The 12,774-nt window shown below is 39.4% G+C and carries 13 protein-coding genes; 6 read left to right on the top strand and 7 right to left on the bottom strand.

Annotated elements, in window-relative coordinates; genetic code table 11:
- Nucleotides 1-145 precede the first annotated feature (145 nt).
- Both NDN13_RS07105 and puuE read left to right on the top strand, forming a co-directional pair.
- On the top strand, nucleotides 146-1,078 hold the full coding sequence (locus NDN13_RS07105; RefSeq protein WP_251117726.1) for a LysR family transcriptional regulator: 933 nt from the start codon (nucleotides 146-148) through the stop codon (nucleotides 1,076-1,078).
- A gap of 128 nt (nucleotides 1,079-1,206) precedes the next feature.
- On the top strand, nucleotides 1,207-2,157 hold the full coding sequence (gene puuE, locus NDN13_RS07110) for an allantoinase PuuE (RefSeq protein ID WP_251117727.1): 951 nt from the start codon (nucleotides 1,207-1,209) through the stop codon (nucleotides 2,155-2,157).
- Nucleotides 2,158-2,446: 289 nt separating this feature from the next.
- On the opposite strand, the gene NDN13_RS07115 is transcribed toward puuE, so the two are convergent.
- The 6 genes from NDN13_RS07115 to NDN13_RS07145 all read right to left on the bottom strand — a co-directional run bounded on the left by NDN13_RS07115 (nucleotide 2,447) and on the right by NDN13_RS07145 (nucleotide 7,967).
- Nucleotides 2,447-3,901: an amidohydrolase family protein gene (locus NDN13_RS07115; RefSeq protein WP_251117728.1), complete on the bottom strand. Its 1,455-nt coding sequence runs from the start codon at nucleotides 3,899-3,901 to the stop codon at nucleotides 2,447-2,449.
- A complete protein-coding gene (locus NDN13_RS07120) occupies nucleotides 3,898-4,692 on the bottom strand; it encodes an ABC transporter permease (RefSeq protein ID WP_251117729.1) in 795 nt (264 codons plus the stop codon). Before NDN13_RS07120 ends, NDN13_RS07115 begins: the two co-directional genes overlap by 4 nt.
- A complete protein-coding gene (locus tag NDN13_RS07125) occupies nucleotides 4,685-5,506 on the bottom strand; it encodes an ABC transporter ATP-binding protein (RefSeq protein WP_251117730.1) in 822 nt (273 codons plus the stop codon). Before NDN13_RS07125 ends, NDN13_RS07120 begins: the two co-directional genes overlap by 8 nt.
- A gap of 77 nt (nucleotides 5,507-5,583) precedes the next feature.
- On the bottom strand, nucleotides 5,584-6,576 hold the full coding sequence (locus tag NDN13_RS07130; protein WP_251117731.1) for an ABC transporter substrate-binding protein: 993 nt from the start codon (nucleotides 6,574-6,576) through the stop codon (nucleotides 5,584-5,586).
- A 319-nt stretch (nucleotides 6,577-6,895) separates the two neighbouring features.
- Nucleotides 6,896-7,360 carry a hypothetical protein gene (locus tag NDN13_RS07135; RefSeq protein ID WP_251117732.1) on the bottom strand — a complete coding sequence of 155 codons (465 nt, stop codon included), beginning with the start codon at nucleotides 7,358-7,360 and terminating at the stop codon, nucleotides 6,896-6,898.
- Nucleotides 7,361-7,625: 265 nt separating this feature from the next.
- On the bottom strand, nucleotides 7,626-7,967 hold the full coding sequence (locus tag NDN13_RS07145) for a hypothetical protein (RefSeq protein WP_251117734.1): 342 nt from the start codon (nucleotides 7,965-7,967) through the stop codon (nucleotides 7,626-7,628).
- 507 nt (nucleotides 7,968-8,474) lie between these two features.
- On the opposite strand from NDN13_RS07145, the gene NDN13_RS07150 reads away from it, so the two are divergent.
- From NDN13_RS07150 to NDN13_RS07165, 4 genes are all read left to right on the top strand, one after another.
- A complete protein-coding gene (locus NDN13_RS07150; RefSeq protein ID WP_251117735.1) occupies nucleotides 8,475-9,044 on the top strand; it encodes a hypothetical protein in 570 nt (189 codons plus the stop codon).
- Nucleotides 9,010-9,939 carry a hypothetical protein gene (locus NDN13_RS07155; protein WP_251117736.1) on the top strand — a complete coding sequence of 310 codons (930 nt, stop codon included), beginning with the start codon at nucleotides 9,010-9,012 and terminating at the stop codon, nucleotides 9,937-9,939. Before NDN13_RS07150 ends, NDN13_RS07155 begins: the two co-directional genes overlap by 35 nt.
- An 88-nt stretch (nucleotides 9,940-10,027) precedes the next feature.
- Nucleotides 10,028-10,852 carry a hypothetical protein gene (locus NDN13_RS07160; RefSeq protein ID WP_251117737.1) on the top strand — a complete coding sequence of 275 codons (825 nt, stop codon included), beginning with the start codon at nucleotides 10,028-10,030 and terminating at the stop codon, nucleotides 10,850-10,852.
- Nucleotides 10,853-10,861: 9 nt separating this feature from the next.
- Nucleotides 10,862-11,782 carry a hypothetical protein gene (locus NDN13_RS07165; protein WP_251117738.1) on the top strand — a complete coding sequence of 307 codons (921 nt, stop codon included), beginning with the start codon at nucleotides 10,862-10,864 and terminating at the stop codon, nucleotides 11,780-11,782.
- Between the two features lie 174 nt (nucleotides 11,783-11,956).
- Here the strand turns inward: NDN13_RS07165 and NDN13_RS07170 are convergent, their stop codons facing one another.
- The gene (locus tag NDN13_RS07170; protein WP_251117739.1) at nucleotides 11,957-12,664 is read right to left on the bottom strand and encodes a hypothetical protein; all 708 of its coding nucleotides are present in this window, start codon (nucleotides 12,662-12,664) and stop codon (nucleotides 11,957-11,959) included.
- Between the last annotated feature and the right edge of the window lie 110 nt (nucleotides 12,665-12,774).

Consider the following 12,774-nt stretch of genomic DNA (forward strand, 5'->3'; position numbering starts at 1 on the left):
GATTTTTCTCTTCATGAGCAGTGTGGAATAGATCAATATTCTCGTCTATTAGAATGATTTATACGCATCATTCTAAAAATTAGAACAGCACAGGCACTAAAATTGCTTTTGTATTACAACCTGCTTTATCTCAAGTGAGTTTGCAATGGCGCTGCCATTTTCACGTTTTGCCGATTATTTTATTGCCGTTGCCAAAACAGGCAGTTTAAGAAAAGCGGCTGATCAACTGTTTATTTCTGTCTCCGCGGTACATCGGCAGATCGTTTTGGCAGAAGAAGAACTCGGTGTGGCTTTATTTGAACGTTTGCCCAGTGGACTCAAGCTGACTTTGGCTGGTGAATTACTCTATGCCGATCTACGCAGCTGGCAAAAAGAGTTTCAAATTACACAGAAACGTTTGAATGAAATCCAAGGCATACAACGCGGTTCAATTGATTTTGGGATGATTGCAGCACTCAGTGAAAGCTTTGTTAGTGCCGTAATACAGTCTATTGTTCAGCAATATCCGTGGATTAATTTTAAGGTTCGTGTCTTGGACAGTGATCGTATCGCTGATCTGGTGATCAATGCTGAACTCGACTTTGGCTTGATTCTGAATCCCAAACATCAGCATCAATTGCAGATCAGCGCCTTTATTGAAATGCCCTTGGGTTTCGTGATTCCTAAACAGCACCCTTTAGCCCATAAAGAAAAAATCTACTTCTCTGATACGCTGGAATTCAATCATATTATTCCTGCCGAGCCTTTGGTTATTCATGACCATGTCACCGCCTTATATAAAAAACAGGACTTTCACCCACGCCATACCATCGAGTGCAATGATATCCATATGATGATTTCATTGCTCAGGCAAAACTTAGGCATCAGCATCATGAGCTATCTGGATGCAGCCCCTTATATTGAAAATACTGAATTTGAATTTAGAGCGATCAATGACCATGGCCTACATCCAATTACGGTCGCACTTTGTGTTGCACCAAAACGGCAACTTTCTCGGATTGCGCAAATCATGATGAATCAAATCATTATCGAGATGGAAGCACTAAAATCGCGCATGCTAATGAATATTCATCAATAAAATTGTATTTTTGCACCAAAATAAAACACACAAGCCATTGATTTAAATCAATATAGTGTTTGACACCCAAAGATTTAATCGGGTAAGTTGATGTGAAGATTCACCTTTTTCACGATTTAGGCATTGCTATGGTTTGGCCCAATACAGACACTCATTTAACAGCAGATTATCCACGCGATATGGTCGGTTATGCCGAACAACCGCCCCATGCCCAATGGCCCAATCAAGCAAAAATCGCGGTGCAGTTTGTGCTGAATTATGAAGAAGGTGGTGAAAAACATATTCTGCATGGCGATGAAGGCTCGGAACAGTTCTTGTCTGAAATCAGTGGTGCAGAAAGTTATCCTGCACGACACCTTTCAATGGACTCGATTTATGAATATGGCTCACGGGTCGGTTTTTGGCGCATTCAGCAGGAATTTGCCAAACGCCAATTGCCTATGACCATTTTTGCCGTTGCGATGGCGTTGCAACGGAATCCATTGGTGGTCGAAGCGATCAAACAACACCATTACGATGTGGTATCACATGGCTTACGCTGGATTCATTATCAAAATATGGATATTGAAACTGAGAAACAACATATGGATGAAGCCATGCACATCCTTAAAAATTTGTTTGGTGAAATGCCAACAGGTTGGTACACAGGCCGTGATAGTCCCAATACCCGTCAATTGTTGGCGGAATATGATCAGGTACAATATGACAGTGATTATTACGGTGATGACTTACCCTTTTGGACAACACTCCGCAATGCAGCGGGTGCAACCCGTCCGCATTTAATTATTCCCTATACACTTGATACCAATGATATGAAATTTGCCTCACCAACTGGTTTTAATCGCAGTGAGGATTTTTTTGAATATTTAAAAGATGCTTTTGATGTCCTCTATGCAGAGGGAACAACCTCCCCCAAGATGCTTTCAATTGGTATGCATTGCCGCATTTTAGGACGACCTGCCCGCTTTAAGGCATTACAACGTTTCCTAGATTATGTGCAAAATCATGATCGGGTCTGGATTTGTACTCGTCAGCAGATTGCAGAGCATTGGTATACACATCATCCTTTTCAAGGATAAGCAGTCTTACCAACAATCTATTGATATACAAATAATTATAATAATCTTAACGGGGTCTTGCCGAGTTCTCATCCAATTTCAAGATAAACCTGCGGTTCGCCCTACCTTACGAAACGTTGTTTCTCATTTCGGGAAAAGTAGGCAAAACCATTGTCATTTGCAAAACCTGTCCACTTCTTGCATCTACCATATACTAACTAGCTATATAAAACTTTATATATTATTGACACCATGCAGGTTGCAAATGACGTTTCCGAGTATCTTATTTTCTGTATACAACTCTATCTGCTTAGGCTATTTTCTCCAGATCCATACTCCGCTGTTGTAACAGCTTCACCGCTTGCTTAGCTTGCCAAGCCAACTCCATCATATCCAGATCAGGAATCTGATCATTTTCCATCACCATTTTCCCTGCTATGAACATGGCCTTGATATGCGCTCGTCCGCCACTTGCCACAGGCCCAATCGCTATATCATGCAAGCCAAAATAACGAGGATCATCTAACTGATAAATGACCAAGTCAGCCTGTTGCCCGACTTCAATTGTACCGACTTGATCAAAGCCCAAGATTTTCGCACCACCCACCGTTCCCCAACGGATCACATCCTCAATACGGGCAGCATCTGCACCACCTTCAAATTGTCCTCCCTCATATTGAGGTGTCGCCAGCATCCCTTTTCTGGCCCGTTGTAACAACCAAGCAGCATGGGTTTCAGACAACATATCTGCGGCTTCATTGGAACCCGCGCCATCGACTCCAATCGAAATGGTCATGCCTGCCTGTTCCAGAGCAACAAGATCGGCAATGCCACTGCCCAAACGTGCATTACTCTGCGGACAGTGCGCGATTCCTGTTTGAGTTTGGCCCAACAACTGAATTTCTTCGGGTAATAATTTCACTAAATGCGCAAACCAGACATCACTGCCAATCCAGTCCTGCTCGGCACAGAACTGGACGGGGGTCATGCCAAACTTGGCTCTAGCTGCATCCAAATAATCCACTGTTTCGGATAAATGACTATGCATCCGAATCCCCAATTGTCTAGCGATTTTGGCACTTTCGCGTAATTGCTGCGCTGTGGTCGAATGCAAAGTTGAAGTCGGTGCCATCACGATTTTTCGGAAAGCATTTGAATCTGGCTGATGATATTGCTTCACCAAACGCTCAATATCCGCCATATAGTCTTCAAATTTTTCTGGACGCAAGGCTTGAGGTAACTCACTTTCCAAACCACGCGTTAAGGTTGCACCGCCACGACATAGCACAAAGCGCATGCCCAATTTTTCAGCTTCATCAAATAAAATTGCAGCACCATCAAACGGCATCTGCGGCCAATATAAATAATGATGATCTGCTACCGTTGCACACCCCGAACGTAACAACTCGATCAAGCCAATACGCACTGCAATCCGAAAAGTCTTTTCATCAAATGCGCCACGGAACCGATACGGTGTACTGGCAAGCCATGAGGTCAGGTTTTGATTCAATCCTTGTGGCTCGCCCTTTAATAAAGACTGAAATAAATGATGATGGGTATTTATCCATGCTGGGTAAATCACACAATCTTTGGCATTAATCACCTGTTCATTCGGCAGAGCGCTTAATCGCCCCATTTCCGTAATTTTTCCAGATTGAATGCGGATATCGGTGGATGAACAACGTGCTGCGTCCCCAGTTAAACCCGTCAAAATGGCATGGGCATTTTGAATTAAATAGCTTTGATTTAATTGCTTTGAACTCATACTTGTTCACTCTCATGCCATTTACTTAAAAAGAACTGGCTTAATAAAGACATCACGACAAATAAACCCAAACCCGTGCAAGTAATCAGGAATAGTGCAGCAAACATCAAGGGTAAATCCAACTGAAAACCTGCTTGTAAGATTTGATAAGCCAAGCCTGCACTAGTGCCACCCGCACCTGCAACAAACTCGGAAACCACAGCACCAATCAGCGCCAAGCCACAGGAAATTCGTAAGCCACCAAAGAAATAAGGCAAAGCATTCGGCACACGTAAACGCATTAAAATCTGCCAGCGACTGGCTTTATTGATTTGAAAAAGGTTAAGCAAACCTTTATTGACGCTCCGCAGACCCAAGGTGGTATTGGTCAATATTGGAAAAACTGCGACTAACATGGCACACACCACCAACGCCAAAGTTGTATTTTGAATCCAGATGATGACCAGAGGTGCGATTGCAACAATCGGTGTGACCTGAAATAAAATGGCATAAGGCATAAAACAGGCTTCGAGCACACGACTTTGTACAAATACAAAAGCGATCAATGTGCCAATCATCACAGCGCAAGCAAAAGCCAATAAGGTGATTTTTAAAGTTACCCATAAACTACCGAATAGCACACTGGACTGATTAATCAGTGCCATCACAATATCACTCGGTTTAGGCACGACATACACAGGCACTTCCAGTTGTTGAAAACTCAGTTGCCAAAACAACAGAAAGATCAAACCAAGCCCAAGTGGAGCGGCAATACGTTGTACCGTTGGATGTTGTAGCAATGGTTTAATCATGAGCATGCCCTCCGCTTGCCTCAGCCAATAATTGCGATAGATGCGAACATTGTTGAATAAAAATGTCTGAGCTTCGGAAAGACTCATCACGTTGATAAGGCCCATTAATATTCAGGTCCGCCACTACGCGTCCTGGTCGTGCACCCATCACAATAACCCGTGAAGACAGATACACCGCTTCATAAATACTATGCGTGACAAACACCACTGTGAGATCTCGTTCTGACCATAATTGACGGATATCACTATCCAGTTTATGGCGGGTAAATTCATCCAATGCGCCAAAAGGTTCATCCATCAACAATAAATCTGGTTCTGTCACCAAGGCTCTGGCCAAAGAGGCACGCATTTGCATCCCCCCAGAAAGTTCACGCGGATAAGCGGTGCCGAATTTTTCTAAGCCAACGGCTTTTAAAGCAGCTTGGACTTTGGGCATACTGGTTGATTTGGCAATATGCTGTAAATCCAGAGGTAAACGTACATTGTCTTCGATATTGGCCCACGGCATCAGTGTTGCCTCCTGAAATACCATGGCCATTTTGCATTGAGATTGCATTTCAGCCTTGCCATTCCAGCGCACCAAACCTGCTGAAGGTTGTTCCAGATCGGCAAACATTTTTAGCAAGGTACTTTTACCGCAGCCTGACGGTCCCAGTAATGAAACAATTTCACCACGGGCAATATTTAAATCCAGTCGCTGTAAGGCATTGGTCCCATTGGGATAGGTTTTTTCAACCCCTCTAGCCATAATCATCGGCGTGATAAAGGTTGAAGATTCATGTATTGGCGTATCAATTGGTAAAGCAGAATTCATGTGGTTTCCCCTTCGTGCGAGTGCCCTATTTTGTTAACCCTTTCACCATGACTTCCTTCTAAGGAAAGTATCTCAGGCTATTTGGCAGCTTTAACAAACTGCGTGGTATAAGCGGTTTTCCAATTGGTTTGAGCTTTGAGTAAACCTGCGTTCACCATAAAATCTCGCGTTGCTTTCCAACGTGCATCTGTCATCACGCCAATGCCTTGGGTCTTAGCATCTCCACCATCAATCAATTTTAATTTGCGCATTTGCCCGACCGCAAAAGTCAGTAATTCATCATTCATATTCGGATTTTCTTTTTTAATGATGCTATTGCCCAAACGTGGATCAGCTAAATAGTTTTTCCATCCCTCCATCGAAGCTTGGACAAAACGGCGCAGCACATCAGGTTTGTTTTGAATCACATCATTGCGGGTCACTAAAATTCCGCCATAGGCTGGATAACCCGCATCAGCAAATAAAAAGAAATTGCTCGAAGGTTCTGCTTTTTTCGCCTGAAAAACTTCTGAAGTGGCATAGGCTTGCTGGACTACATTTTTGCCTGCCAAGAATGGCTGCATATTGAAGGTATAAGGGCGTGCCTGTGCAGCATCTAATTTATATTTGCCTTTTAACCAAGGCCACCAGCTTGCTTGTCCGCTGGTCGAAACAAGAATGGTTTTGCCTTTGAGATCGGCCAAAGACTTTACATCGCTGTGGGTTAACACACCTTGGGGATCAAACTGGAATGGTGCTGCCACCGCTTTGATGGGAAAGTTACTTTCGATGCCTTTTAAGACCTGTAGGTCATAATTAATAATAATGTCGGCACGTTTTGACAATAATAAGGTCATGTTATTGACTTGTGGCCCACCGATTTTAATATCGACATCAAGCCCGTATTTTTTATAAATTCCTTGTGCCAGTGCTTGGTAATAGCCTCCTTGCTCGGCTTGTGCAAACCACGTGGTTTGTAAAACCAGTTTATCGGCTGCAAAACTGGTTGAACTGAGAACTGTGCCTAGCCCCAATAACGCGCCCGTGATAACAGTACGTCGCCCTTTGCCCACATAGTGCTGAATATTCATATTAAGACCCCTAAATCTGTATGGATTCATCTTGCTATTCTTTTTAGGGGGTCAATCAATGTATAAGCTACACATTTCTCTCAAAGCCAAATCAATTGGCTTTGTCCCCAAAAGAGGAACAGCAAACGCTGTAGAGCAATGTCCCGTATGTTTGCAACATACTGACCGCTTATACTCAATCATGATTTAGCAAGCTCTGTGCCAAGATTGATTTGATCTTGATTTTTATAGTAATTCTCTAGGTTGGATTTATTTTTAGTTGTTTTTAGATGAATCAACTGCATTGAATCTTTGGTTTTTTATGCAGTTTAATGGTGCGTTAAGTAAGTGCAGATGCACTTTCGAAGTGCTGCTGTAAAAACAAAAACTCTAAAAAAATATTAAAATCTGCCCACTGCTTTATCATGTCTATATTGTTAGAGTTTTCCTTTATCTCAGAAACTTTATATTCATAAACACACTCATCCTTACAATTATATAAATAGCCACCTCCGCCTTCAAAAGAGTCTAAAAATAAAAAATCCTTACTAATATTTAACGCAGCTCGAAGACTTTCTGAATTTTTCTTATAGTTTGTATTTAATAAAACCCAAGCCAACTGAATCAGCTCCCCTTTTATGGTAGGAAAATTAGGGAGACCTTCTGCATGCACGTAAAAGCTAAAAATATCTGAGCTAGGATTTATACCGTAAGAAATTAATTCGCTCCTGTATGAATCACTTTCTTCATCATGCCACCATCCTTTTCCTTTCAGATGATCAATCAACTTTACCGATATCGCCATTTTCTCTCTACCCTTCATACAAACTTGAGTACAGATTGCATGTTAGTGAATACCGCAATCCATACCAGTATGTAGTTTTTCCTAAAAATAATCATGATTTAACCTTCTCTCAACTTTCCCAACTCACCGTGACAAATTCACCAGTCTCCATGAATTTAACAGCAAGAATTTGATCGCTAACCTCAGGGCTAATCACATAGTCCATGACTATGGTGTACTCCTCCACACCATCACTTAACCATAAATCAGGTTGGCATACATATAATTATATGTTTTGCAGTCGCATCGCCAACACAAAATCAGCAATATTTACAGTCGTAACCTCACCAAATGGCATAAGTGTTTTGATAAATGACCAATCATGATGAGGTATTTGCTCAGGAATTTCTATTAAATGAAACTCAATAAAATCCCGATCCGCTTCGAGGTACCTGCCAATTTGTTGACGAGCAGTCATGTCAAGTTTAGATAAATGCTTCAAACGACTGGCAAAGGCATCCAGTCGATGAGCGTCCATAGGTTTGTCGGATGTTGCCCAAAGTTTTGCTTGGACAGTATGAAAACCCCTTGTGCCATAGAACATCAGCATCATCTTGACTGACTGCATCCGTATTCAATGCACCAAAATAAGAATGATCAATTTTGTTCATATACTCCCTCTGCAATAATTTTTAATAGCTTTGAAGGTACAACTTTAGAATCACCAAACCAACACGTTGTGTGTCTCTCTGTGAAGCGCTACATCAAATTAAATTCCAATACACTTAGCCATTAAATTTTGTCGGCATATTCAGCTCCCTTGGAGGTGCTCAAGCGTGCCTTTGTTATGGGATTAATTCTCTATTCGTAATTTATCGCCCACCAAAAAAGAATAATGAAACCGTAAATACAACGGTACATGGGACTGCAAAACCATCAATAAAGTTTTTACGAATTTGGGCGAATTTTCAAAGCCGCTATTGAGCGGATGTTTTCTGCTCTTCGTGATGTTTGAACAGGTTCTCACGCCTGTACGCAGATTTTGCTGCGTCCTTACGTGTTGCCGATAGTGAATCACTATGTCAATATAATGATTCACTATTTTATAATAATTGTTTCAGAGGGGCTAAATTTAGTGAGTAATACAGTTAAAAACGGAAATCTACACCAGCTTTTAAATGAAATTGATGAGCGAACTAAAATTTGTATATCGAAATATTTATCTATTTACACAAATTTCTCTAATTCCTTAAGCATTAGTCCTGTAAAAAAAGAAGTATTATCTAAGGAAGGATACGACGAAGTAAAAAAAATTATTGTAGATAAACATATTTTGATTAGAGAGAGTATTAATACTTTAATTCCAGTTCTTCGCGAATTCACCATTAACATCCCAGCCTACAACAGCCAATTAAAATCCTATATAGAACAGTTAATCAGCATTGAAGTTTCTTTAGTTAACCTCCAAAATAAAATAGTTATTTTTTCCGAAAGTCTATCCGAAACTGCACTTGGTAATGACAGCTTAAAAAACTCCATTACCACAAAAATAAATGAACTAACCCAATCTTTAAATAAGAAAAATTCTGAAATTTTAAATATTCTTGATGATTTAATTTACAATTTAAACTTAATAAATAATGAAATAACAATCAAATCAAACCAAAGAAATGGAGAAAGAAAGATTCAACATACGACTAAATGAGGAAGTAGCATTAATTACGAAGACATACGAACATGAATTTAGAAACCTAGCAGAAAGTTTTAGAAATCAAATTAAAAACTTAAAAATAGATTCTGAAGATATATCCAAAGCTAATGAGCTATTAAAAAACAACAATGAATCTGGTCTAAAAAGACTAGCTGAATTGAATAACAAAATACAAAATATTGAGCTAGAATATTCAAATACAGTTAGAAGCGAAAGCGACAATATAAAACTTGAAATACAACAAGCTAAATCAGACTTATCTAAGGAAATAGAAAAATTATATACTGAAGCTAATAATAAAATTGATTCAATAAAAAAAGGTCATGCAGATTTTATTAGTCTTGTTGAGAAAGCAGGAATTTATGAACTAACCCAAAATTATGACAAAAAAGCTAAAGAGGAAAAAAAAGACTATTTATTTTACAGTCGGGCAACGATGATCTCTATTATTTTTGCAATTCTAACAACTGTTGTTGTTATTGGAATACCAGTTATAGAGCATTGGAAAGCTAACCCACCGATAGATACTAACTATTATACAATAATGGCTCGATTAACAATTTCATTTATGTTTTTTATTTTAGCAGTATATACGTCTAGACAATCAGCCAAACATTATGAATGCTATCAAGAGAATCATAGAACCTTCCTGCAACTTGCAGCACTTGAACCATTTATGGCACGTATGACCCATGAAGAACAAATGGAAATTCGCAAAGGTCTTATACCAAGTTATTTCAATCAATCTAGTGAAGGGAAGTTTTCAAGCAAAGGGGATGATGTAGATTTATCTTCCAATATGACAGCAATCGTTTCTAAGCTTATTGATAGAATCCCATCGAGGAAAGAAGAATCAACCACTACAAGAACAGATAATGCAACTAGTTAATCTAAAATGCTACTTTCTTATAGTGAATCATTATGACAATATAATGATTCACTATTTTTATAATAATCTGTTTTAGTGAGGGATTTCTTTGGCACTTTTATTCTTTTTACTGTTTTTGGTTTCCATTACTGCAACCTTCGTTTTATTAATAAAACCATCATTGTCCGCTATACATGGGAAATCCCCATTAAGTCGAGGCAAGATTAGTCTTTATGGGATTGCCCTAAGTCTTTTTTCAGTTGCTATGATTGGTGTTTTTGCTCCCCCTGTTGAAGAAGGGACCAAAAAAAGTACTGAAAAATCACTAGAAAATACCAGTGCACCTAAGGTTGAAAAAGTACAACCAAAAGTAGAAAAAACACAGGCTGAAATTGACCAGGAAGCTGAAGATAATAAACCACCGTTTGAACTTACCGATGACGCTAAGCAAAATGCAGCCAATGCTCAAGCACATTATAAAAAATTAGCTGATGAAGATCGTCCCCACTTTAACTGGCCAAAAGTAGATTATACAAAGGCTGTTGCCAAAGTTGATTTACGTAATGATAGAGCCATTTTAAAGGCAGTTGGCAAGACAGTCGCTGACCAAGAGGAAGTAACCAACCAGAATGGCGAGCCAATGCAAAGCTATTACTTCAGCAAGGATCTTGCTAATTATCTACAGGTTGATCTGAGCCGTGAATATGTTGATGTCTCTTGGGCATTTGATGCCAAAGATCCAGCTAAGGCGACTGGAGTGTTTGATGATGGCCAGCAGATCACCCGTGCATTGTTAGGTGGCCAAGCTGGTAGTGCACTTTATGAAAATATTGCCAAGGGTGGCAAGGTGGATGAATTGCATCTGGAGGATGGTACCGTGATTAAAAATGCACGTTGTGGCCAGTCGATGTGTCGTTATCAGGTGGCTAGATAAAAGATGAATATGAACAACCAAATTCCACAAGATAAAAAAGAGAAATGGTTAATACCTTTATTTATGATAGGTATTGTACTTATATGGTTTTTATTCCCTTGGACTTTATCACATTTAGCTAAATGGCTTGAGTGGAATATACAAAACAGTGATGATACCAACTTCGGTACTTTTGGCGATACATTTGGCGCACTGAATACACTTTTTAGTGGCCTAGCTTTTGCAACACTTATCATCACATTAATTCTTCAGAGAAGAGAATTACAGTTGCAAAGAAAGGCTGTTGAGGCACAACAGTTAGAAATTCAGAAAAGTAATGATATAGCTGAACAGCAAGTAACTATTACAGAGCAGCAAGCTGAACTTTTAGAGAAACAGATTAGAGAGGCTCAGGTTCAGAATTTCTTTAATATACTTTTTCCTTTATTTAACAGGAGAAAAACTTACTACGAAGCAGCTGATAAATTACCAGTATTTGGGCCATCTTCTCATGTAGCGAATATTCAGAGTGAAAGCACCTTTAAGACATTACACATGGGAGCATTAAAAACATATGATATTTTCCATAAAACTTATAGAAATGATTTTCTTTACAAAGATGATGTTTTAAAAATATTAAAAAAAATGATTCATGAAACTTCACCATTCCTTCTCTCATATAGTTATTTGAAAGGCTCAAAATATAAAGAATATTTCTTATATATCATTAATTTTATTGAGAACTTTGAAGGAATTAATGATAAAGACAGAGACGTAGCATTGTCTATTTTTATATCCGATTTTAGTATGAGTGAACTTTACGTCATTTCTCTTTTAACTATTGAAGATGAAATACTCATGGAAAAAGTTATTAAATACAAAATTTTTAATTCATTTATTGAAAATGATCATGATGGGAAATCAGTATTCAGCCAATTATTTTCTGAATAAAAGAGCCGCTTAACGGCTTTTTTATTCAGTTTCTTTCTTATATCCAGCAAGCCACATTTGGGGTGCTTCAGCCCAACTTCTTAAACCGTGTGGTTCTTGAACCCCATGATATGCATTCATAAACCGTTCCCGCCACTCAGCTTGAGACCTAACCTGATTAAAGTCTGCTGTGCTTCATTCACACTCCCAACGAGGCTTGCAAGTTAACTCAGGAAAATCTGCTGTGTAAATCTTTTGTCTTTGCTCTGAAAGCGTACTTTCAAGTGCCAATGTCAAATCAAGACTAGCAGCAAACGCTGCTGCCTCTTGATCTTCGCTATCAGAATAATTTAAATTTACCGCAGCCAAACATGTGATGACCTTTTGTAAACGATCTGCCAACTCACGCGGCAAGACCTTAGCTACATTCGACATATCTGCCAATAAACATTGATCAGCTTCAGCTTCTAAAAAACCATCTTCTAATAAATGCTCATTATCTGCACATGCTTCGAGCAGTAGCAGATACGCAAACTCGGCAAAAGATGCTGCATACCAAGTTACTCTTCCTGAATCATGCGTAATCAATGCTACAGGCAATGTATCTTTAGCAAGCGGAATCAACGCATAGCAATCACCTGCTCCGGTACAAGCAAACGGTAAAAAGCGAATACCCTGTTGATACTTTGGGTTCAGCCAATCAGTTTGAATACCTCTCGCATCCTCTGCACTTATCCATTCAAAATCATAAGTACTGATCAAAGGTGGAGGTGAGTTCAACATGCGTTCACGCCAAGTTTCTGCCCAATTGTCATAACGTGTTGATCCGTCTTCCAACCAATTGGCAAGCATCGCTGGCAAAATGATCCCTATATGATCTGCAAGCTGCTGAAAATTGCTCATATGACAACATTCCTTCTGAAGGTCATTTGATTCAGTGACATCCTTTAGACAGATTAAAGTCCACTGTTGTTTGAATTTCAATATTTTCACAAGAAATTGCAGTGTTTCTC

It is taken from the genome of Acinetobacter sp. C32I (assembly GCF_023702715.1).
In the GTDB taxonomy this organism is placed as follows: Bacteria; Pseudomonadota; Gammaproteobacteria; order Pseudomonadales; family Moraxellaceae; genus Acinetobacter.

Bases quoted from the DNA above. Each gene is read 5' to 3' on its own strand.
- NDN13_RS07105 (WP_251117726.1), top strand. From the start codon at position 146: ATGGCGCTGCCATTTTCACGTTTTGCCGATTATTTTATTGCCGTTGCC.
- puuE (WP_251117727.1), top strand. From the start codon at position 1,207: ATGGTTTGGCCCAATACAGACACTCATTTAACAGCAGATTATCCACGC.
- NDN13_RS07115 (WP_251117728.1), bottom strand. From the start codon at position 3,901: ATGAGTTCAAAGCAATTAAATCAAAGCTATTTAATTCAAAATGCCCAT.
- NDN13_RS07120 (WP_251117729.1), bottom strand. From the start codon at position 4,692: ATGATTAAACCATTGCTACAACATCCAACGGTACAACGTATTGCCGCT.
- NDN13_RS07125 (WP_251117730.1), bottom strand. From the start codon at position 5,506: ATGAATTCTGCTTTACCAATTGATACGCCAATACATGAATCTTCAACC.
- NDN13_RS07130 (WP_251117731.1), bottom strand. From the start codon at position 6,576: ATGAATATTCAGCACTATGTGGGCAAAGGGCGACGTACTGTTATCACG.
- NDN13_RS07135 (WP_251117732.1), bottom strand. From the start codon at position 7,360: ATGGCGATATCGGTAAAGTTGATTGATCATCTGAAAGGAAAAGGATGG.
- NDN13_RS07145 (WP_251117734.1), bottom strand. From the start codon at position 7,967: ATGCAGTCAGTCAAGATGATGCTGATGTTCTATGGCACAAGGGGTTTT.
- NDN13_RS07155 (WP_251117736.1), top strand. From the start codon at position 9,010: ATGGAGAAAGAAAGATTCAACATACGACTAAATGAGGAAGTAGCATTA.
- NDN13_RS07165 (WP_251117738.1), top strand. From the start codon at position 10,862: ATGAACAACCAAATTCCACAAGATAAAAAAGAGAAATGGTTAATACCT.
- NDN13_RS07170 (WP_251117739.1), bottom strand. From the start codon at position 12,664: ATGAGCAATTTTCAGCAGCTTGCAGATCATATAGGGATCATTTTGCCA.